At 65.8% G+C, this 18,623-nt stretch carries 20 protein-coding genes; 3 read left to right on the forward strand and 17 right to left on the reverse strand.

The window, feature by feature from the left end; translation table 11 throughout:
• Positions 1 to 99: 99 nt before the first annotated feature.
• From KNW02_RS10540 to cobT, 3 genes are all read right to left on the reverse strand, one after another.
• Complete coding sequence (locus KNW02_RS10540; RefSeq protein WP_216033233.1) at positions 100 to 306, reverse strand: hypothetical protein; 207 nt, start codon at positions 304 to 306, stop codon at positions 100 to 102.
• Between the two features lie 8 nt (positions 307 to 314).
• Positions 315 to 680, reverse strand: coding sequence for an acyltransferase family protein (locus tag KNW02_RS10545; RefSeq protein ID WP_216033234.1), 366 nt, complete (start codon positions 678 to 680; stop codon positions 315 to 317).
• Positions 681 to 859: 179 nt separating this feature from the next.
• Entirely contained in the window at positions 860 to 2,728 is a 1,869-nt protein-coding gene (cobT, locus tag KNW02_RS10550) for a cobaltochelatase subunit CobT (protein WP_216033235.1), read from the reverse strand.
• A 156-nt stretch (positions 2,729 to 2,884) separates the two neighbouring features.
• Here cobT and KNW02_RS10555 point away from each other — a divergent pair, with 156 nt between their 5' ends.
• Entirely contained in the window at positions 2,885 to 3,469 is a 585-nt protein-coding gene (locus KNW02_RS10555) for an NADPH-dependent FMN reductase (RefSeq protein WP_216033236.1), read from the forward strand.
• 105 nt (positions 3,470 to 3,574) lie between these two features.
• On the opposite strand, the gene KNW02_RS10560 is transcribed toward KNW02_RS10555, so the two are convergent.
• The 10 genes from KNW02_RS10560 to KNW02_RS10605 all read right to left on the reverse strand — a co-directional run bounded on the left by KNW02_RS10560 (position 3,575) and on the right by KNW02_RS10605 (position 12,278).
• Positions 3,575 to 3,859, reverse strand: a complete 285-nt coding sequence (locus KNW02_RS10560; RefSeq protein WP_216033237.1) for a protealysin inhibitor emfourin — start codon at positions 3,857 to 3,859, stop codon at positions 3,575 to 3,577.
• A 45-nt stretch (positions 3,860 to 3,904) separates the two neighbouring features.
• Positions 3,905 to 5,002, reverse strand: coding sequence for a M4 family metallopeptidase (locus KNW02_RS10565; RefSeq protein ID WP_216033238.1), 1,098 nt, complete (start codon positions 5,000 to 5,002; stop codon positions 3,905 to 3,907).
• Between the two features lie 82 nt (positions 5,003 to 5,084).
• Positions 5,085 to 6,092, reverse strand: a complete 1,008-nt coding sequence (locus KNW02_RS10570) for a sn-glycerol-3-phosphate import ATP-binding protein UgpC (RefSeq protein ID WP_216033239.1) — start codon at positions 6,090 to 6,092, stop codon at positions 5,085 to 5,087.
• 1 nt (position 6,093) lies between these two features.
• Entirely contained in the window at positions 6,094 to 6,942 is an 849-nt protein-coding gene (ugpE, locus tag KNW02_RS10575) for a sn-glycerol-3-phosphate ABC transporter permease UgpE (RefSeq protein ID WP_216033240.1), read from the reverse strand.
• Entirely contained in the window at positions 6,942 to 7,820 is an 879-nt protein-coding gene (gene ugpA / locus KNW02_RS10580; protein WP_216033241.1) for a sn-glycerol-3-phosphate ABC transporter permease UgpA, read from the reverse strand. The genes ugpE and ugpA overlap by 1 nt, the downstream gene beginning before the upstream one ends.
• Positions 7,817 to 8,863 carry an alpha/beta hydrolase gene (locus tag KNW02_RS10585; RefSeq protein ID WP_216033242.1) on the reverse strand — a complete coding sequence of 349 codons (1,047 nt, stop codon included), beginning with the start codon at positions 8,861 to 8,863 and terminating at the stop codon, positions 7,817 to 7,819. The genes ugpA and KNW02_RS10585 overlap by 4 nt, the downstream gene beginning before the upstream one ends.
• 57 nt (positions 8,864 to 8,920) lie before the next feature.
• Positions 8,921 to 10,240 (reverse strand): sn-glycerol-3-phosphate ABC transporter substrate-binding protein UgpB, encoded by a 1,320-nt coding sequence (gene ugpB / locus KNW02_RS10590; RefSeq protein WP_216033243.1) that lies wholly within the window; start codon positions 10,238 to 10,240, stop codon positions 8,921 to 8,923.
• Between the two features lie 173 nt (positions 10,241 to 10,413).
• Entirely contained in the window at positions 10,414 to 11,418 is a 1,005-nt protein-coding gene (locus KNW02_RS10595) for a DUF808 domain-containing protein (protein WP_216033244.1), read from the reverse strand.
• A gap of 102 nt (positions 11,419 to 11,520) precedes the next feature.
• Positions 11,521 to 11,874 carry a hypothetical protein gene (locus tag KNW02_RS10600; RefSeq protein ID WP_216033245.1) on the reverse strand — a complete coding sequence of 118 codons (354 nt, stop codon included), beginning with the start codon at positions 11,872 to 11,874 and terminating at the stop codon, positions 11,521 to 11,523.
• Positions 11,871 to 12,278 carry a sigma factor gene (locus KNW02_RS10605; RefSeq protein WP_216033246.1) on the reverse strand — a complete coding sequence of 136 codons (408 nt, stop codon included), beginning with the start codon at positions 12,276 to 12,278 and terminating at the stop codon, positions 11,871 to 11,873. Before KNW02_RS10605 ends, KNW02_RS10600 begins: the two co-directional genes overlap by 4 nt.
• 165 nt (positions 12,279 to 12,443) lie before the next feature.
• Here KNW02_RS10605 and cobS point away from each other — a divergent pair, with 165 nt between their 5' ends.
• Positions 12,444 to 13,415, forward strand: coding sequence for a cobaltochelatase subunit CobS (gene cobS, locus KNW02_RS10610; protein WP_216033247.1), 972 nt, complete (start codon positions 12,444 to 12,446; stop codon positions 13,413 to 13,415).
• Positions 13,416 to 13,472: 57 nt separating this feature from the next.
• Here the strand turns inward: cobS and KNW02_RS10615 are convergent, their stop codons facing one another.
• Positions 13,473 to 14,396 carry a cation diffusion facilitator family transporter gene (locus tag KNW02_RS10615; protein WP_216033248.1) on the reverse strand — a complete coding sequence of 308 codons (924 nt, stop codon included), beginning with the start codon at positions 14,394 to 14,396 and terminating at the stop codon, positions 13,473 to 13,475.
• A 261-nt stretch (positions 14,397 to 14,657) separates the two neighbouring features.
• Between KNW02_RS10615 and KNW02_RS10620 the strand changes: the two genes are divergently transcribed.
• Entirely contained in the window at positions 14,658 to 15,119 is a 462-nt protein-coding gene (locus tag KNW02_RS10620; protein ID WP_216033249.1) for a tellurite resistance TerB family protein, read from the forward strand.
• On the opposite strand, the gene KNW02_RS10625 is transcribed toward KNW02_RS10620, so the two are convergent.
• From KNW02_RS10625 to KNW02_RS10635, 3 genes are read right to left on the reverse strand one after another with little or no spacing between them, the layout of a single operon-like run.
• Positions 15,116 to 16,426, reverse strand: a complete 1,311-nt coding sequence (locus KNW02_RS10625; RefSeq protein ID WP_216033250.1) for an NAD(P)/FAD-dependent oxidoreductase — start codon at positions 16,424 to 16,426, stop codon at positions 15,116 to 15,118. The two genes, KNW02_RS10620 and KNW02_RS10625, sit on opposite strands and share 4 nt — an antisense overlap.
• Entirely contained in the window at positions 16,423 to 17,781 is a 1,359-nt protein-coding gene (locus KNW02_RS10630) for a glutamine synthetase family protein (protein WP_216033251.1), read from the reverse strand. The genes KNW02_RS10625 and KNW02_RS10630 overlap by 4 nt, the downstream gene beginning before the upstream one ends.
• Positions 17,778 to 18,476 (reverse strand): type 1 glutamine amidotransferase, encoded by a 699-nt coding sequence (locus KNW02_RS10635; protein WP_216033252.1) that lies wholly within the window; start codon positions 18,474 to 18,476, stop codon positions 17,778 to 17,780. The genes KNW02_RS10630 and KNW02_RS10635 overlap by 4 nt, the downstream gene beginning before the upstream one ends.
• Between the last annotated feature and the right edge of the window lie 147 nt (positions 18,477 to 18,623).

Here is an 18,623-nt window from a genome sequence, read left to right on the forward strand (position 1 = left end):
CAGGTCCTCCGGGCGCTCAACGCCTTTCAGCAACTCGTCCAGAATTTCCTTGGAGATCGTCATACATGCTTCCTTTCGGTGAAGCATGGACCCGATCAATCATACACAAAAGATCGGACACTCCCGCACCGGCAGGAACAGATAGTAGACAAGTTCGTAGGCCAGCGTCCATACCACACCGGCCACCAGTTGGCGGGTATCCTGATAGCCATTGATCGGGGGCTGATCGAAGATCATCCAAAGCCCCCACGCAATCAGCAATTCGCCGACCCCAAGCAGCGGCGCACCAGAGATCATGAACGCCATGCTCGAAATCAGCACGACCACGAAGATATAAAGCGGATAGATCCTGAACAACGGCCGATATAAAGTGATCGCCAGTCCACCCGGGTGGAAAAGACAACCGTCCGGCAGAACAGGAAGGCGGTGATCATGAAGAAGAACGAGACGCCGACCTGACCCAGCTGATACTCGAAATGGCTGACGGGCGCGCCCCAATACTGTCCCTGCAGCACCTCGCGCCACAGCACGAAATGATAGGCGAATACGCCAAGAGCCAGAAAGCCCCGCAACCCGTCCACGGCACCGATGCGTCCTTCCGGTGGCGCCACGCCGAACAGCCGGGAAAAGAAGGCCGTGGACAGCAGCGCGGACACGACCACAATCAGATAGACGAACATGCCTTGCAACATCACCCTACCACTCTGAACACAGCCATCGGGTTCGGCATACGGAACAGGCCGAACCAGGCACGCTTCATTATTACCAACTCGGCGCAGATTTCCAGCTTGTAGCTGGCAGCGGTCGTCAAAACGCGGGTGAAGGACCGCAGGTCAACCTCAGCGCGAGCCCGGCCTGCCTAGGCCCGGCGCATGGCCGTCATGCCCAGCACCCGGGCGCGCTTGCGTGGGTCGCTGTCGAACAGCGCGGCCAGTTGTTCGGTGATGGCCCCGGCCAGCTGTTCGGCATCGGTGATCGTGACCGCGCGTTCGTAATAGCGGGTCACGTCGTGGCCGATGCCGATGGCCAGCAACTCGACCGCCTTCCTGCGCTCGACCATGGCGATCACGTCGCGCAGGTGCTTTTCGAGGTAATTCGCCGGATTGACCGACAGCGTCGAATCGTCCACCGGCGCACCATCGGAAATGACCATCAGGATCTTGCGCGCCTCGCCGCGCCGGACCAGGCGCTTATGCGCCCATTCCAGGGCCTCGCCGTCGATATTCTCCTTCAGCAGGCCTTCCTTCATCATCAGCCCCAGATTGGGCCGGACCCGCCGCCAGGGCGCATCCGCGCCCTTGTAGATGATGTGGCGCAGGTCGTTCAGCCGCCCCGGCTGCGCCGGGCGGCCCGCCTGCAGCCAGGCCTCGCGCGCCTGCCCGCCCTTCCAGGCCCGGGTGGTGAAGCCGAGGATCTCGACCTTGACGCTGCAGCGTTCCAGCGTCCGGGCCAGAACGTCGGCGCAGATCGCCGCGATGGAAATCGGCCGCCCCCGCATCGAGCCGGAATTGTCGATCAGCAGCGTCACCACCGTGTCGCGGAATTCCATGTCCTTTTCGACCTTGAAGCTGAGGGGCGTGGTCGGGTTGGCGACCACGCGCGCCAGCCGGCCGGCATCCAGGACGCCCTCTTCCTTGTCGAATTCCCAGCTGCGGTTCTGCTGTGCCTGCAGCCGCCGCTGCAGCTTGTTGGCCAGCCGGCTGACCGCGCCGCGCAGGGGTTCCAGCTGCTTGTCCAGATAGGCGCGCAGACGCTCCAGCTCGGCCGGGTCGGCCAGATCCTCGGCCTTGATCTCTTCGTCCCATTGCTGGGAATAGACCTTGTAATCGGGGCTGGCCTCGCTGACCGGGGGCGGGATGTCGGGCGGTGTCTCCGACTCGGGCATCTCGGCCTCGTCGGTCAGTTCGTCATCGGACTGGTCGTCCATGCTGACCTGGGCCTGCCGCTCGTCCTGCTGCTGCTCCTGGGTGCGGTCGGCCGAGGCCTCGGCATCCTCGCTGTCGTCCTGCTCGCGCGACTGGTTGTCGCCGGACTCCTCGTCCTGCTCGGCATTCTCGTCGGTATCGTCGTCCTCGGGCTCGTCGGGGTCGTCGCCCAACTGATCGCCATAGCCCAGATCGCTGATGACCCGGCGGGCCAGACGGGCGAAAGCCGCCTGATCGGCCAGAACCTCGTTCACATCGGCCAGGGCGTCGCCGGCCTGCTGCTCGACGAAGGGCCGCCACAGGTCGGCGACGTGCTGGGCACCCGCGGGCAGCTTGCGGCCGGTCGCCGCCTGCCGCAGGATATAGCCGGCGGCAACCGACAGCGGCGCATCGGCCGGGGCCTTGATCTGCTCATAGCCCTTCTTGGCTGCCTCGGCGCCGATCTTGGCGTCGATATTGGACAGGGCGCCGGGCATGTCGCGCGCGCCAAGCGCCTCGCAGCGGGCGGTCTCGAAAGCCTCGTAAAGCTCGCGCGCCATCGGACCCGCCGGCGCAAAGCGGGTGTGGGTCGCCGGGTCGTGATGCCGCATCCGCATGGCCAGCGCGTCAGCCGTTCCCCGCGCCAGCAGGATCTCGTCGCGGCCCATCCGGCGGCTGACCTGTGGCAGCCGCATGGTATCGCCCGCCACGCCCGAGGGATCGGCGCTGAAGGTGACGTTCAGTTCGCGTTCGTCGGCCAGCGCGCGGGTGGCCTCGGCCAGCGCCTTCTTGAACGGATCGGCGGGATTGTCGGAATTCTTCATCCCCTCCATAGACCACCACGCGCGAGGCGGGGCAAGGGTCAGATCATCTGCGCGCGGATGCACCGCGCCTGTGCGGCGGCGCGCCTTCACAAGCGGCAGCCCCTCGCCTAGCTTTCGCCTGTGACGACATCACCCGTCAGGTCAAAGGGACACGCCATGAGTAAACCGAGAATCGCCGTCATCATCAGTTCGACCCGCAAGACCCGGTTTGCGGACAAGCCTGCAAACTGGTTCATGGACAAGGTCGCCGATCACCCCGATTTGGATTTCGACCTGATCGATCTGCGCGACCAGAACCTGCCCTTCTTCGACGAACCGGCCTCGAATCTCTGGATGCCCTCGCAGGATCCGAACGCGAGCGCCTGGCAGGACAAGCTGGCGGGTTACGACGGCTACGTCTTCGTGGTGGCGGAATACAACCGCTCGATCACCGGGGCGCTGAAGAACGCGCTGGACCAGTCCTACAAGGAATGGAACCGCAAGCCGCTGGCGGCGGTCGCCTATGGCAGCCTTGGCGGCGCCCGTGCATTGGAGCATCTGCGCCTGATCGGGATCGAATTGCAGATGGTGCCGCTGCGCAACGCGGTCCATATCGGCGGCGCGGATTTCTTCAAGGTCTCGCCCCTTGGCGAGAACGCCCCGATCTCGGCCATCGAGGATCATCTGCAGGCCGCGCTGACCGCGATGCTGGACGAGCTGGTCTGGTGGACCGGGGCGACCAAGGCCGCGCGCCAGGCGTAATCCGCCGTCACCGGCCTGGCGGCAGGGGCAGTGCCAACGCCGCCAGTTCCGCGCGGGCAGCGTGGTGGCCCGCTCTGCGCCTGCCGCCGATGATCCGCCGCCCGGCTACATCTGGTCGATCAGATCCAGCATCTGCGGCGGTAGCTGATCCTCGCGGATGCTGAATATCTGGCTCTTCTGCTGATGATCGGTGACGGTGATGCGATAGGTCAGCCGATCGGCGCCGCGGGCGCGGGGGCTGCCGGCCAGCCGCGCAAGCTCTTCGGGCTCGAACGCCTCGCACAGTTCCTGACGTATCGGCTCGGCCTGCTGATCCACGTCGATGCGCTTGTGCAGGGCCGAGGTGGCAGTGCCACCGACGCCGCCTTCGGCCGCGATTTCGATGATCATGGCGATGCACCCGCCCAGAATGGAACTCATGCCACGAATGTAGGCTCAGATGCTGATTCCAACAAGTTTCCAGGTCCGGCGCAGCATCTGCGTCTCGATGCTGCCCATCCCGGTCAGCTCGATCACCGCATCCATGGTCTGATCCGCCCAATCCGCAAAGGTGGCCATGGGATTGTTCAGGTTCTGCAGGGCCCGGTACCAGACACGCCCCGGCAGATCCCATGACTTGCCGCCGATATAGTTGCAGAACAGGTAGAAGGCGTGGTTCGGGATGCCCGAATTGATATGCACGCCGCCATTGTCATCGGTCGTGGTGACGAAATGATCCATGTGCCAGGGCTGCGGATCCTGCCCCAGCAGATCATCGGAATAGGCGGTGCCGGGCGCCTTCATGCTGCGCAGGGCCACGCCGTTGATGCCGGGGCCGAGGATGCCGCGCCCGACCAGCCAGTCCGCCTCGTGGACCTGCTGGCCGAGGCTGCGCTGCAGGGCGAGGCTGCCGAAGACATCGGCGATGCTTTCGTTCAGCGCGCCGGACTGGTTCTCGTAGATCAGGCCACCGGAATGCTGGATCACGCCATGGGCCATCTCGTGGCCGATGACCGACAGTTCCAGAAAGGTCTGGAACAGCTTGCCGTCGCCGGTGCCATAGGCCATCTGGGTGCCGTCCCAGAAGGCGTTGTTGTAGTTCCGGCGATGCCGGACCGTGGCGACCAGCGGCATGCCCGCCCCGTCCAGCGAGTTGCGGCCGTATTCCTCGGCAAACAGGCCAAAGACCTCGCCCGCCCCGTCATAGGCCAGATCGGCATCGGCGTCGCCGGTGGCCGGATCCCCCTCGCTGCGGATCAGCTTGCCGGGAAGTGCCGCCTTGAACTCACCGTCATGGATGCGCCGCTCGGGGCAACACAGCGATCCCGCTTCGGTCACCGCCCGGCTGACGAAAACGCCGCGCTCGGCCGCCGGCGGGGGTGTGGGCGAGTTGTGCTCGGCCCGCTCCTCGCGCAGCTTCTCGGTCTGCTTCAGCAGCGTGCGGGCCATCTGCGCGGTCTTTTCATCGCCGCGCAGCGCCATCACCTTCAGCATATAGGGCGGAATGATGCAGTTGATCGGGTGGTGTGTGGAACAGGTCAGCGAAAAGCACATGAGGCGACCTCCGAATACTGGTGTCCCGTCAGGGTAGCATGGAAACGCCCGCCGCGCAGCAACGCGATCACGACGCCACCGGTCAGTTGATCCGTGCCCCGGTCTCGCGCTGAAACAGATGCAGGTTGCCGCGGTCGAAGCCGAGGCGCAGAGTTTCCGACAGCGGCGCGTCCGGGGGCAATGTGATGGTGATCGCCTCGCCGCCGGTCAGGCCGTGAACCAGCCGCTGTGCGCCCAGTTCCTCGACCGCCGTCACCTCCATCTCGATCGGGCCGTTCGCGGCGATGCTCAGATCCTCCGGCCGGATGCCGATGGTGCCGGCATGGGCGGTGCCCGGCAGATGCGGCACGGCACGGGCGTCCAGCAGGTTCATCGCGGGCGAGCCGATGAAGCCTGCGACGAAGGCGCTGGCGGGTTTGCGATAGACCTCCAGCGGGGTGCCGATCTGCTCGACCCGGCCGCCATTCAGCACCACCAGCCGGTCAGCCAGCGTCATCGCCTCCAACTGGTCATGGGTGACGTAAAGCGAGGTCGTGCGCAGCCGTCGCTGCAATTCCTTGATCTCCAGCCGCATCTGCACCCGCAGCTTCGCGTCGAGATTCGACAGCGGCTCGTCGAACAGGAAGGCGGCGGGTTCGCGCACGATGGCGCGGCCCATGGCGACACGCTGGCGCTGACCGCCCGACAGGGCGCGGGGCTTGCGGTCGAGGAACGGGCCGATCTGCAGGATCTCGGCGGCCTCGGTCACACGACGCTCGATCTCGGCCCTGGGCGTGCGGCGGTTCTTCAGCCCGTAGGCGAGGTTCTGGCGCACCGACATATGCGGATAAAGCGCATAGTTCTGGAACACCATGGCGATGTCGCGATCGGCGGGCTCGATCCTGTTGACGACGCGATCGCCGATCCGGACCTCGCCCTCGGTGATCGATTCCAGCCCCGCGACCATGCGCAGCAACGTGGACTTGCCGCAGCCCGAAGGGCCGACCAGCACGATGAACTCGCCATCCGCGATGTCGATGTTCACGTCGCCCACGGCGCGGGTGCCGCCCGGATAGATCTTGCCCAGATTGTCGAGGGTGATGGATGCCACGTTATTTCTCCGTCTCGACGAGGCCCTTGACGAACAGCTTCTGCATGCCGATCACCACCGCCACCGGCGGCAGCATCGCCAGAACGGCCGTGGCCATGACCAGATGCCATTGCGGCAGGCCGTCCACCGCGTCGGCCATGCGCTTGATGCCCGCGACGATGGTGTAATACTGCGCGTCCGTGGTGATCAGCAGCGGCCACAGATACTGGTTCCAGCCATAGATGAACAGGATCACGAACAGCGCCGCCATATTGGTCCGCGACAGCGGCAGCAGGATGTCGCGAAAGAATTTCATCGGCCCGGCGCCGTCGATGCGGGCCGCCTCGACCAGTTCATCCGGCATGGTCAGGAACACCTGCCGGAACAGGAAGGTCGCGGTCGCCGAGGCGATCAGCGGCACCGACAGGCCGGCATAGCTGTTCAGCAGGCCCAGTCCGGCGACCACCTGGAAGGTCGGCACGATGCGCACCTCGACCGGCAGCATCAGGGTGACGAAGATGCACCAGAAGGCCAGGCCGCGCAGCGGAAAGCGGAAATAGACGATGGCAAAGGCCGACAGGATCGAGATGGCGATCTTGCCGCAGGCAATCAGCAGCGCCATGATCAGGCTGTTCAGCATCATCCGCCCGACCGGCGGTGTGCCGCTGGTCGAAACACCGGCATCCAGCATTCTGGAATAGTTTTCCACCAGATGCGGCCCGGGCCACATCGGCACCGTGCCCGAGCTGAAATCGGTCGCGGTATGGGTCGAGGCGACGAAGGCGATCCAGACCGGCAGGGCGACGATCACGACGCCGGCGATCAGGGCCAGATGGGCAAGGGCGTTCAGGCCGGGGCGGTTCTCGATCATCAGTATTCCACCCGCTTCTCGACATAACGGAACTGGATCACCGTCAGCGTGATGACGATCAGCATCAGGATCACCGACTGGGCGGCGGAACTGCCGATGTTCTGGCCGATGAAGCCGTCGAAATAGACCTTGTAGACCATGATGTTGGTGGCCTGCGCCGGGCCTCCCTCGGTGGTGGCGTCGATCACGGCGAAGGTCTCGAACATGGCATAGACGATGTTGACGACCAGCAGGAAGAAGGTGGTCGGCGACAACAGCGGGAAGGTGATGTCGAAAAAGCGCCTGACCGGGCCGGCGCCGTCGATGGCTGCGGCCTCGCGCATCGAGGCCGGGATCGCCTGCAGGCCCGCGACGAAGAACAGGAAGTTATAGCTGATCTGCTTCCACGCGCTGGCGATGACAACGAGGATCATCGCGTCGGTCTTGGAACTGATATGGTTCCAGTCATAGCCTACGACCTCAAGCACATAGGGCATGACGCCGACGGTCGGGTTGAAGATGAACCACCACAGGATGCCCGCGACAGCGGGCGCGACAGCATAGGGCCAGACCAGCAGCGTCGTATAGACCCGCGCCGATTTCAGCATCCGGTCCACGGCGACGGCCAGCAGCAGCGCCACCCCCATCGACATGACCGTGACTGAGACCGCGAACACCGCCGTCACCTTCAACGAGTTCAGGTATTCCGCGCTGTCCAGCAGGCCGCGGAAATTCGCCAGCCCGACAAAGCTGGACTTGATGCCAAAGGCGTCCTCGCGCAGGAAGCTTTGCCGGATCGCCTGCCCGGCGGGCCACAGGAAGAAGATGAAGGTGATCGCCAGTTGCGGGGCCAGCAAAAGCCAGGGCAGAAGCTGGTTGCGGAAGATGGTGCGTTTCATGCCGTCTCCGCCACGTTCAGCGCATCGGCCAGCCGCAGGGCGGATTGCTGCAGCAGCGCCCGCGCCGCCGGGATCCCGCCCGAGAAGCTGAGGAAGGCATGGGTCATGCCCTCGGCCCGGACATGCTCGACCTCGACCCCGGCGCGCCGCATCCCGGCGGCATAGGCCTCGGCCTCGTCGCGCAGCGGATCGAACCCCGCCGTCATCACCAGCGCCGGGCACAGCCCGGCCAGATTGCCGTAAAGCGGTGAGACGCGCGGGTCCGAGGCATCGGCGCCGTTCAGATAGAGATCCGCGAACCAGTCGATCCAGCTTTCCTCCAGCATGAAACCGCGGCCGAACAGTTCGTAGGAATTATGCTTGCTGGCCAGATCCAGCCAGGGCACGAACAGCAGCTGGAAGGCCGGGGCCGGCCGGTCGGTGCGGCAGGTCTGGGTAACGACCGCAGCGCAATTGGCCCCGGAACTGTCGCCGCCCACGGCGATCCGCGCGGGGTCGATGCCGTGATCGCCGGCTCGGGCGGCCAGCCCGCGAAACGCGGCGATGCAATCCTCGATCCCGGCCGGGAAAGGATGTTCGGGCGCCAGCCGATAATCGTACGAGATCACCCGCAACCCGCCATCCCCGGCCAGCGCGCGGCAGATCCCGTCATGCGAACGGATCGAGCCCATCACATGACCGCCGCCGTGGAAATACAGCAGCGCCGGGCCGGGTCGCGACAATTGCGCCGGACGGTAGAGCCGCGCCGGCCGCGCGCCCTCGGCACCGGGCAGGGCGATGTCCTCGGCCTCGATCAGCCGGTTCGCCCAGGGCGCAAGCCAGCTGGCATGCGTCTCGGTATCGTCGCGCATCCGGGCCAGCGTTTCGGGGTCGCTGTCGGGCGGGGTACCCTGCGGCGCAAAGCGGTTCAGAAGCTGCGCCACCGCGTGCAACTGCTGCCCCTCATGGCGTATCGGCGCGCCCGCAAGCGGGCGCATGGCCGGTTCAGGCAGCCGCGCCAGGGCGCGCAGCGTGTATTTCTGGAAAGAGTCTGTCAGCCACATGGCCGGATCATGCCGCAGCCGCGCCCGCGGGTCGAGACCCGCGGGCGCGATCACGCCTTACTGGTTCTGAGCCTGGAATTCCTCGATCAGCTTGTTGCCGCGCTCGACCACGCTGTCCAGCGCGCCCTGGGCGTCCTTGGACCCGGCCAGAAGCTGCTCGAATTCCTCGTCGATGATGCCGCGGATCTGGACATAGTTGCCGAAACGCAGGCCCTTGGAATTCTCGGTCGGCGTGTTCAGCGTGATCTGGCGCAACCCGGTATCGGCGCCCGGATTTTCCCCGAAGAAGCCGGCCATCTGCTCGCCCGCGGCCTGGGTGATCGGCAGATAGCCCGAGAAGGACGCCCAGTCCGCCTGAACCTCGGGGCTGGACAGGTATTCGAAGAACTTCGCGGCGCCGGCATATTCCGCGTCCGGACGGCCCGACAGGACCCAAAGCGTCGCCCCGCCGATGATCGAGTTCTGCGGCGCGCCCTCGATATCGTCGTAATAGGGCAACATGCCGAAGCCCAGTTCGAAATCCTTAGCATTGGCCAGAACCCCGGCGCGGCTGGCCGAGCTGTTCATGATCATCGCGCATTCCTGCGAATAGAACATCGGGGGCGCGTTGTCGCCGCCGACCGGGCCACCGTATTTGAAGATGCCTTCATCGGCCCAACGCTTCAGGTTGCCCCAGTGCTGCACCTGCGCCGGTCCATTGAGCGTCAGGCGCGCGCCAAGGCCGCCAAAGCCGTTCTGCTCGGTGCCGATCGGGGCGTTGTGCCAAGCGCTGAAATTCTCGGTCTGGATCCAGCTGACCCAGCCGGTGGTAAAGCCGCAGGAGGCCGCGCCGGATTCCATGATCTTCTTGGAGAACTCTTCCATCTCGGCCCAGGTCTTGGGCGGCGTGTTCGGGTCGAGGCCGGCCTTCTCGAACACGGTCTTGTTGTAATAGAGGATCGGGGTCGAGCTGTTGAACGGCATCGACAGCATGTTGCCGTCGGTATCGGTGTAATAGCCCACGACCGAGGGCAGGAAGGCGTTCGGGTCGAAATTCGTGCCCTGATCCTGCATCAGCTGATAGACCGGGATGATGGCGCCCTGCGCGGCCATCATGGTGCCGGTGCCGACCTCGAAGACCTGCACGATGGCCGGCTGTTCCTTGGCGCGAAAGGCGGCGATGGCGGCGGTCATCGTCTCGGGATAGGTGCCCTTGTAGGACGGGATGACGTTGTATTCGTCCTGGCTGTCGTTGAAGCCCTTGACGATTTCCTCCAGCTTGGCGCCCAGTTCGCCACCCATGGCGTGCCACCACTGAAGGTCGGTCTTGCTCTGGGCCTGCGCGGCCGACAGCGATGCGATCAGCGCCAGCGCCGAAGCGGTCATAAGACGGGTCATGTCGATTATCCTCCCATTGGAGTTGCGGTTCTCAGCCGGGCCTAGCGACGCCAGGTGACGGATGCGCAACGATATTATGAAGGAAATGTGACAGTCTTTGATCGAACGGTCAACGCGCCGAGATTCCCGTCCTTATTGTCAGATTTGTCCGCGCCTGACGCGCGGCCCAATGTTCAGGCCCTGTCGGCGGCGCCGAACAGCCCCTTGACGGCCGCGATCAGCGGCAGGACCGTTGCCGCCAGCAGCGGGTTGATCACATGCTTCACCAGCGGGATCAGGACCAGCCCCAGCAGCAGCCCGAAGATGCCGTCCAGAAGCGCGGTGGTCGCCCAGGCGACCGCGCCGGGCATCTGCGGCACGGCGAGGGCCGCGGCTTCCGAGACGTCGTGAATCCAGTCATAGGGGGCATGCCATCCCAGTTCGGAAATGCCGTGGATGACGATATTGCCGCCAACCCACAGCATCGCCGCCGTGCCGACGACGGTGAGCGCAGTCATGAAGCCGGGCATGAACTTCACGATTCCGCGCCCCAATGCGGCCAGCGCGCCGCTGCGCTCGGTGGCCAGATGCACGCCGGCATCATCAGCCTTCACGATCAGCGCCACCGCGCCATAGACCGCGACGGTGATGCCGATGGCGACGACAGCGAGGATGATCCCCTTCATCCACAGCGCGTCGCCGGCCGGGATGGTCGACAGCGCGATGGTCATGATCTCGGCCGAGAGGATGAAATCGGTCTTGATGGCGCCCGCCACCCGCGCCTCTTCCAGCGCCGCGCCATCGCCCTCGGGATGGGTGTGCTTCTTGCTGTCATGGGTGTCGGAGCGGGTGAAGGCATGGGCGACCTTCTCGGCCCCCTCGAAGCACAGATAAGCGCCGCCGATCATCAGCAGCGGCGTGATCAGCCACGGCGCGAATTGCGACAGGATCAGCGCCGCCGGCAAGAGGATCACCAGCTTGTTGAAGAACGAGCCGCGGGCGATCTTCCAGACGATGGGCAATTCGCGGTCGGCCTCGAAGCCATTGACGTATTTCGGCGTCACCGCCGCGTCGTCGATGACCGCGCCGGCGGCCTTGGCTCCGGCCTTGGCCGCCTGCCCCGCCACATCGTCGATCGAGGCCGCCGCCACCTTCGAGATGGCCGCAACGTCATCCAGCAGCGCTATCAACCCGCTCATGTCTCACCCGATCCTGTTTCTGTGGCCTGTCTGGACAGCGAATGGCCGGGGCGCAAGAGGCAAGAAGGCCGCCGCGCGCCCTTCCCCGGCGATCCGCAACGCCTAGCCCCACAGGAAGGCCGCCGCCGCCCCGGCGATCAGCAAGGCCAGCAGAACGCCAAAGGGGCCGCGCCACCAGGGGCGCCGCGGATTCGGGTCCTGGCTGAGGGGCGGTGCGCCATGTCCCAACGCCTCGCGGATCCGCTGCCGGGCCCGGGCGGGCGCCATCACCGGGGTCAGGCCGTCGGCCAGAACCGCCAGCACCTCCTGCCAGTCCCGCACCGATTGCGCGAAACCCGGATCGCCCGCAAGCCGTCTGGCCGCCTCCTCGGCCTCGGCCCCTTCCAACAGCCCGAGCGCCAGTTCGGCGGCCAGAATGTCGTCGTCCGGCGGGGGCAGCGCGTCGCTGTCGGTCATTGGCCCGCGCCCTCCCTCAACCGCTGAAGGTCGCGCCGCAGCCGGTCGCGGATGACATCCACCGGCTCGCCCATGCTGCGCGCGAGGTCGGCATAGCTGGCCCCTTCCAGATAGGCGGCACGGATGGCGTTGTCCCGCACAAGTTCGGGCCGGGCGCGCGCCCTGCGAAGCCGGTCGATGGCGCCGTTGCGGGCGATGGTGATCAGCCAGGTCATCGGCGACAGCCCGCTTGCGGCAAAGATCCCGGCATCCTGCCAGACCCGGATATAAACCTCTTCCAGGACCTCCTCGGCATCGGGGCGGTGCTTCAGGATCGACAGGCACAGTGCATGCAGGCGCGCCGATGTCGCCTCATAAAGCGCATCGAAGGCTGCCCGGTCGCCCTGCGCGGTCCGGGCGATCATCTCATCCGGCTGAAGTCTCTGGGGGTCCTGCACCGATCTCGCCGCCCTGTCCTGGGATCGCGGCCCGAACTTAGGCAGCCCGGCCGGCATCGTCAACGCGCGCCCGCCTTGCACAAGCCTGACTTATGCGCGATCAAGGCGCGGATGCGAGGAAAGGGCCCGACGATGCTGGACATGAACGCGAAACCCACCGAAGATATCGACCTGCGCGAGGTGTTCGGGCTGGACAGCGACATGAAAGTCAAGGGCTTCGCGGAACGCAGCGACCGGGTGCCCGAGACCGACAGCACCTACAAGTTCGACCCCGACACCACCTTGGCGATTCTGGCCGGCTTTGCCTATAACCGCCGGGTCATGATCCAGGGCTATCACGGCACCGGCAAATCCACCCATATCGAGCAGGTGGCGGCACGCCTGAACTGGCCCTGCGTGCGCGTGAACCTCGACAGCCATGTCAGCCGCATCGATCTGATCGGCAAGGACGCGATCAAGCTGGTCGACGGCAAGCAGGTGACCGTGTTCCACGAGGGTATCCTGCCCTGGGCCTTGCGCAATCCGACGGCGATCTGTTTCGACGAATACGATGCCGGCCGCGCCGATGTCATGTTCGTGATCCAGCGGGTGCTGGAGGCCGATGGCAAGCTGACCCTGCTGGACCAGAACGAGGTGATCACGCCGAACCCCTATTTCCGCCTGTTCGCGACCGCGAACACCGTGGGTCTGGGCGACACGACCGGGCTTTATCACGGCACCCAGCAGATCAACCAGGGCCAGATGGACCGCTGGTCGCTGGTCTCGACGCTGAACTACCTGTCGCACGATGCCGAGGCCGCGATCGTGCTGGCCAAGAGCCCGACCTACAATACCGAGAAGGGCCGCAAGATCATCAACCAGATGGTGACGCTGGCCGACCTGACCCGGACCGCCTTCATGCAGGGCGATCTCAGCACCGTCATGTCGCCGCGCACGGTCATCAGCTGGGCCCAGAACGCGCGCATCTTCGACAGCATCGGCTATGCCTTCCGGCTGACCTTCCTGAACAAATGCGACGAGCTGGAACGCCAGACCGTGGCCGAGTTCTATCAGCGCCTGTTCGACGAGGAACTGCCCGAAAGCGCGGCGGCAAAGGCCGGCTGAGCGGCGCGATGCCTGCGGCTGTCTGAAACCGCGCGATCGGGACCGGCGCTGCCGGCGTCAGTGATGCGCCTCGCGGTTCCGGCCGAGAATGTCGATCGGCTCGGCGCCGCTTTCGTCGAGGCACTGGTCTTCGACCTGCAAGGTGACGAAGAAGAAGCCGAACCGCTCGCGCAGCATCGCATGGGCGGCCTTCAGAACCTCTTGCGGGTCATGGTCCTGCGCGACCCGCAGGTGGCTTGAGAAGACATGCTTGCCGCTGGTCAGCGCCCAGGCATGGACATGGTGGACATCCGCGACACCCTCGAGGTCCTCAAGCTGGCGGGCAACCTCCGGCAGGCTCACCTCGGCAGGCGTTCCCTCCATCAGCAGATGCGCGGCATCCCGCAGGATGCCCCAGCTTGCCCAGATGAGAACAAAGCCGAAGGCCATGCCAAGCAGCGGGTCGATCAGCAGGAAGCCGGTGAACCTGATGACGAGGGCAGTCACGATGATCAGAAGGCTGCCGACGAAGGTCTGGATGACATGCCAGAACGCGCCCCTGACATTCAGGTCGTCCTTGCTCTGCTTCCACATCAGGCCGAGCGAGATGAACTCGGTCACCAGCCCGCCCGCGGCCGCCAGAAGCATCGGGCCGGTGGGCAGATCGATCGGTTCCGACAGCCGCATCGCCGCCATTGCGATCACCACCAGGGCCATGCCCAGCAGGAAGCCGCCATTCACCAGCGCCCCGACGATCTCGGCCCGGTACCAGCCAAAGCTGCGGTCCTCATCCGCGGGGCGGCGGGCCAGCCGTGCGGCGGTGATCGCGACCAGAACGCCGCCCACCGCCGAGAAGGTATGGAACGCATCCGAAATAACGGCGATGGACCCGGTCCAGAATCCGATCCCGAGCTCCACCACGAAATAGATGCCGGTCAGCCAGGCCGATACGGTCATGGCCCGGCCGCTGGAGGGAAGGTGGCCCTGATGTGCGCTGCTCATGGTCTTCGGTCCTCTGCTAATGGTCAGTCCGGTCAGCGTTCCCGCAAGGATGCGCGGGTTTCGGCGTCACAGGCCAAGACGCTCGGGCGGTGGCGGCGTTACAATCCGACCTGCTGCGGGGCGGTGGCAGACCTCCGCTCGGTTGCCCGCAGAAGCGATGGGAAGGGAAAGACCCGCCCATCCTGGGCCAGCACCCGTCGAAATGCAACGCAGGCCCCGCAGGCGCTTGTCGCAGCTTTGAAAAACCGTATGATCCGACGCATGTTCCGCAATCTTCTGCCCCGCCTGTTCGGTGACGACCTTCCTCCGCGCCCCCTGGCATCGCAGGATGCCGAGGTTGCCATTGCGGCGCTGCTTGTGCGGCTTGCGCGCTCGGACGATCATTACGATCAGGCCGAAAAGCAGCGGATCGATCAGGTTCTGGCGCGCCGTCGGGGGCTGAGCAGCGATGAGGCGGCCGAGCGCCGGGCCGCCGCCGAGATGATCGAGGCCGAGGCCCCGGATACCGTGCGCTTCACCCGGGTGGTCAAGGAACGTATCGCGCTGGAGGATCGTGCCGGCGTCATCGCGGCGCTGTGGGAGGTGGCCTATGCCGATCACCGCCGCGACCCCGACGAGGAATCGATGATCCGGCTTGTGGCCGGCCTTCTGGGCGTGGCCGACCGCGATTCGGCGCTGATCCGGCAGAAGGTTCTGGACGACATGGGACTGTCGGAGAATTAGAACCCCAGCCGGTCGCGCAACCCGAACCAGGCCATGCCCGCGACCAGCATCGGACTGCGCAGCAAGGTGCCCCCCGGAAAGGCCCGTGACGGCAGGGCGGCCATGGCGTCGAAGCCTTCCGCCTGCCCCGCCACCGCCGCGGCCATCAGCCGCCCGGCCAATGTGGCCAGCGCCACGCCATGGCCGGAAAAGCCGCTGGCCGACAGGCAGTTCGGTGCCGGGCGCGCGAAACAGGGCATCCGGTTCATGGTGATCGCCAGCGTGCCGCCCCAGGCATGGGTCAGGCGCACATCCTTCAGTTGCGGATAGACCGACAGCAGATGCGGGCGCACGGTCGCGGCGATGTCCTTGGGAAAGCGATAGGTCACCGTTTCGCCACCGCCGAAGATCAGCCGCCGCTCGTCATCCATGCGCCAGTAGTTCACCACGAACTTGGTATCTGCCACGGCGGTATGTTCGGGCAGGATCTCGGGGAAATCCGTCCCCAGAGGCTCGGTCGCAACGATGTAATTGTTGATCGGCATGACCCGGGCCGCGACATGGCGGTCGAGATCACCCAGATAGCCGTTCCCGGCCAGGATCACATGGTCGCAGATCACCCGGCCGGTATCGCAATGGACCACGCTGGTCTCGCCGGCCTTGCGGGCATGGGTGATGCGGTGGACATGGCTGTTCTCGAAGATATGCGCCCCCGCATCGCGCGCCAGCCGGGCCATGCCGATGGCCAGGTCCAGCGGATGCAGATGCGCCGCGCCCCGGTCCAGATCACCGCCCATATAGGCGTCGCTGCCGATCAGTCCGGCCAGCGCCTGCCCGTCCAGCGGCCGGATCCGGTCATAGCCGTAATGCCCTGCCAGATGGTCGGCCATGTGGCGGGCGTGATCGATCTCGGCCTTGCTGCGGCAGGCATGGGCGATGCCGTCGCGGACCGGCACCCCGGCCTCGGCGGCCAACGCGCGCACCAGTGCCTTGGCCTCCTCGGCCAGATCCCACAGCCGGCGGGCGTCGTCGCGGCCCAGCCGGGCCTCGAGCCAGTCCACCTCCTGCCGCTGGCCCGACCCCACCTGCCCGCCATTGCGGCCCGAGGCGCCAAACCCCACCCGATGCGCCTCGAGCAGGGCCACCCGATAGCCGCGCCGGGCCAGATGCAGCGCCGCCGACAGGCCGGCATAGCCGCCGCCGACCACCGCCACATCGGCCCGCGTCTCGCCCTTCAGCGCAGGAAACGGCTCCAGCGGCAGCCGGGTTTCGGCATAGAGGCTGCGCGGATATTGCCCGCGCCGGTCGTTCACATAGAGCAGGTTCATACGTTCAGCAGCAGATGCTCGCGCTCCCACGGGCTGATGACCTGCAGGAACTCCTTGTATTCGTTGCGCTTCACCGCCTCGTAGACGGCCGTGAACTCTTCGCCCAGAACACCGCGCATGGCCGCGCTTTCGGACATCAGGTCCAGCGCGTCGCCCAGATTGTAGGGCAGTTCGTCCTCGGACATATAGGCGTCGCCCAGACATTCGGCGCGCGGGTTCTCGGCCTCCAGAAGGCCCAGATAGCCGCAGGCCAGGCTGGCGGCGATGCCCAGATAGGGGTTGCAGTCCATGCCGGCCAGCCGGTTCTCGATCCGCCGCGCCTCGGGCCCCGAGATCGGCACCCGCAGCCCGGTGGTGCGGTTGTCGCGTCCCCATTCCAGATTGATCGGCGCCGCGAAATCCGGGACATAGCGGCGATAGCTGTTCACATAGGGCGCCAGCAAGGCCACCGCCGCCGGCAGGTGCTTCTGCATCCCGGCGATGAAATGCAGGAACTCCGGCGTCTCGCGGCCCTGCGCGTCCGAAAAGATGTTCCGGCCGCTGTCCAGTTCCACCACCGAATGATGGATATGCATGGCGCTGCCCGGCTCGCCCTCGATCGGCTTGGCCATGAAGGTGGCAAAGCAGTCATGGCGCAGCGCCGCCTCGCGGATCAGGCGCTTGAAGTAGAAGATTTCGTCGGCCAGGGCGACCGGATCGCCGTGATTGAGGTTGATCTCGACCTGACCGGCGCCGCCTTCCTGCAGGATGCCGTCGATCTCGAACCCCTGCGCCTCGGCGAAATCGTAGATGTCGTCGATGACCTTGCCGTATTCGTCCACCGCCGACATGGAATAGGCCTGCTTGGCGGCGGCCCGCCGGCCGGTGCGGCCCATCGGCGGGATGATCGGCTGGTTCGGGTCGAGGTTGCGGGCAACGAGGAAGAATTCCATCTCGGGCGCCACGACCGGCTTCCAACCCTTCTCGCGATAGAGGCCAAGCACGCGCTTCAGCACGTTGCGCGGCGCCACGGGCACCGGGTTGCCCTGCTGGTCATAGGCGTCGTGGATCACCTGCATGGTCCAGTCCGCCGTCCAGGGCGCCGCGGTGGCGGTGCTGAAATCCGGGGTCATGATCATGTCGGGCTCGGTGAAGGCTCCGGACGGGTTCTCGGCCCATTCGCCGGTGATCGTCTGCAGGAAGATCGAGTTCGGCAGGTAGAACTTGTCCTGATGGGCGAATTTCGAGGCCGGCATGGCCTTGCCCCGCGCCACCCCGGCGATGTCGGCCAGAATGCATTCGACCTCGTCCAGCCGGCGGCCGGCCATGTATTCGCGTGCGGCCTCGGGGGCCTTTTCCATCCATGCCGCGCTCATGCTGCCCCCTCGGCCTTCGGGCGGGCCTGCTTGAAGAATGTCTCGATCCGGTCGGCGATGCCAGCCGAACCCTTCGCCTCGCCCATCCGGGCCGCCGCGCGGTCCAGCACGTCCTGCGGCACCACGCCCCTGGCGCGGGTCTCCATCAGGCCCTGGATGAAGGCATCGTCGAATTCGGGATGCGCCTGCACGGTAAAGGCCCGGTCGCCATAGACCAGCGCCGCGTGTTCGCAGAACTCGTTGCGCCCGGCCACCTCGGCCTCGCGCGGGATGGTGACGACCTGATCCTGATGCCAGGCGTTCAGCCGCACCGGCTGGCCGCCGAAATCGTAATCCTGCGCCCCCACGGCCCAGCCGCCCGGATGCTTGACCACCTTGCCGCCAAGCGCCTGGGCGATGATCTGGTGGCCGAAGCAGATGCCGACCATCGGCACCGAGGCCGCATAGGCGCGGCGGATGAACTCTTCCAGCGGCGGGATGAAGGCGTGGCCTTCGTAGGCGCCGTGACGCGAACCCGTCAGCAGCCAGCCGTCGGCGTCATGGATGTCCTGCGGAAACTGCATCTCCTCGACGTGATAGATGTCGAACTCGAAGCCGCGCCCGTCCAGCAGGCGGAGAAACATGTCCGGATAGTCGCCCAGTTCGTCCTTCAGCTGCGCGGGCGACTGACCGCATTGAAGTATGCCGATACGCATGAAAAGCCTGCGATGTTGCCGATACCCCGAAAGGTAGTCGCCCGGACGGGGGGGCCGCAAGGGGGATCGCCCGCCGGCCCGCTTTTGTAGTCTGGCACGCGGCGGCGTGGCAGGCTAGCCTGCGCCCGAACCCGTCCGACAATGGAG

Source organism: Paracoccus marinaquae, from assembly GCF_018860165.1.
Classification (GTDB): Bacteria; Pseudomonadota; Alphaproteobacteria; order Rhodobacterales; family Rhodobacteraceae; genus Paracoccus; species Paracoccus marinaquae.

What these genes read in the sequence shown, in the direction of transcription:
- KNW02_RS10540 (WP_216033233.1), bottom strand. Translation starts at nt 306, where the DNA reads ATGGCGTTCATGATCTCTGGTGCGCCGCTGCTTGGGGTCGGCGAATTG.
- KNW02_RS10545 (WP_216033234.1), bottom strand. Translation starts at nt 680, where the DNA reads ATGTTCGTCTATCTGATTGTGGTCGTGTCCGCGCTGCTGTCCACGGCC.
- cobT (WP_216033235.1), bottom strand. Translation starts at nt 2,728, where the DNA reads ATGAAGAATTCCGACAATCCCGCCGATCCGTTCAAGAAGGCGCTGGCC.
- KNW02_RS10555 (WP_216033236.1), top strand. Translation starts at nt 2,885, where the DNA reads ATGAGTAAACCGAGAATCGCCGTCATCATCAGTTCGACCCGCAAGACC.
- KNW02_RS10560 (WP_216033237.1), bottom strand. Translation starts at nt 3,859, where the DNA reads ATGATCATCGAAATCGCGGCCGAAGGCGGCGTCGGTGGCACTGCCACC.
- KNW02_RS10565 (WP_216033238.1), bottom strand. Translation starts at nt 5,002, where the DNA reads ATGTGCTTTTCGCTGACCTGTTCCACACACCACCCGATCAACTGCATC.
- ugpE (WP_216033240.1), bottom strand. Translation starts at nt 6,942, where the DNA reads ATGATCGAGAACCGCCCCGGCCTGAACGCCCTTGCCCATCTGGCCCTG.
- ugpA (WP_216033241.1), bottom strand. Translation starts at nt 7,820, where the DNA reads ATGAAACGCACCATCTTCCGCAACCAGCTTCTGCCCTGGCTTTTGCTG.
- KNW02_RS10585 (WP_216033242.1), bottom strand. Translation starts at nt 8,863, where the DNA reads ATGTGGCTGACAGACTCTTTCCAGAAATACACGCTGCGCGCCCTGGCG.
- ugpB (WP_216033243.1), bottom strand. Translation starts at nt 10,240, where the DNA reads ATGACCCGTCTTATGACCGCTTCGGCGCTGGCGCTGATCGCATCGCTG.
- KNW02_RS10595 (WP_216033244.1), bottom strand. Translation starts at nt 11,418, where the DNA reads ATGAGCGGGTTGATAGCGCTGCTGGATGACGTTGCGGCCATCTCGAAG.
- KNW02_RS10600 (WP_216033245.1), bottom strand. Translation starts at nt 11,874, where the DNA reads ATGACCGACAGCGACGCGCTGCCCCCGCCGGACGACGACATTCTGGCC.
- KNW02_RS10605 (WP_216033246.1), bottom strand. Translation starts at nt 12,278, where the DNA reads ATGATCGCCCGGACCGCGCAGGGCGACCGGGCAGCCTTCGATGCGCTT.
- cobS (WP_216033247.1), top strand. Translation starts at nt 12,444, where the DNA reads ATGCTGGACATGAACGCGAAACCCACCGAAGATATCGACCTGCGCGAG.
- KNW02_RS10615 (WP_216033248.1), bottom strand. Translation starts at nt 14,396, where the DNA reads ATGAGCAGCGCACATCAGGGCCACCTTCCCTCCAGCGGCCGGGCCATG.
- KNW02_RS10620 (WP_216033249.1), top strand. Translation starts at nt 14,658, where the DNA reads ATGTTCCGCAATCTTCTGCCCCGCCTGTTCGGTGACGACCTTCCTCCG.
- KNW02_RS10625 (WP_216033250.1), bottom strand. Translation starts at nt 16,426, where the DNA reads ATGAACCTGCTCTATGTGAACGACCGGCGCGGGCAATATCCGCGCAGC.
- KNW02_RS10630 (WP_216033251.1), bottom strand. Translation starts at nt 17,781, where the DNA reads ATGAGCGCGGCATGGATGGAAAAGGCCCCCGAGGCCGCACGCGAATAC.
- KNW02_RS10635 (WP_216033252.1), bottom strand. Translation starts at nt 18,476, where the DNA reads ATGCGTATCGGCATACTTCAATGCGGTCAGTCGCCCGCGCAGCTGAAG.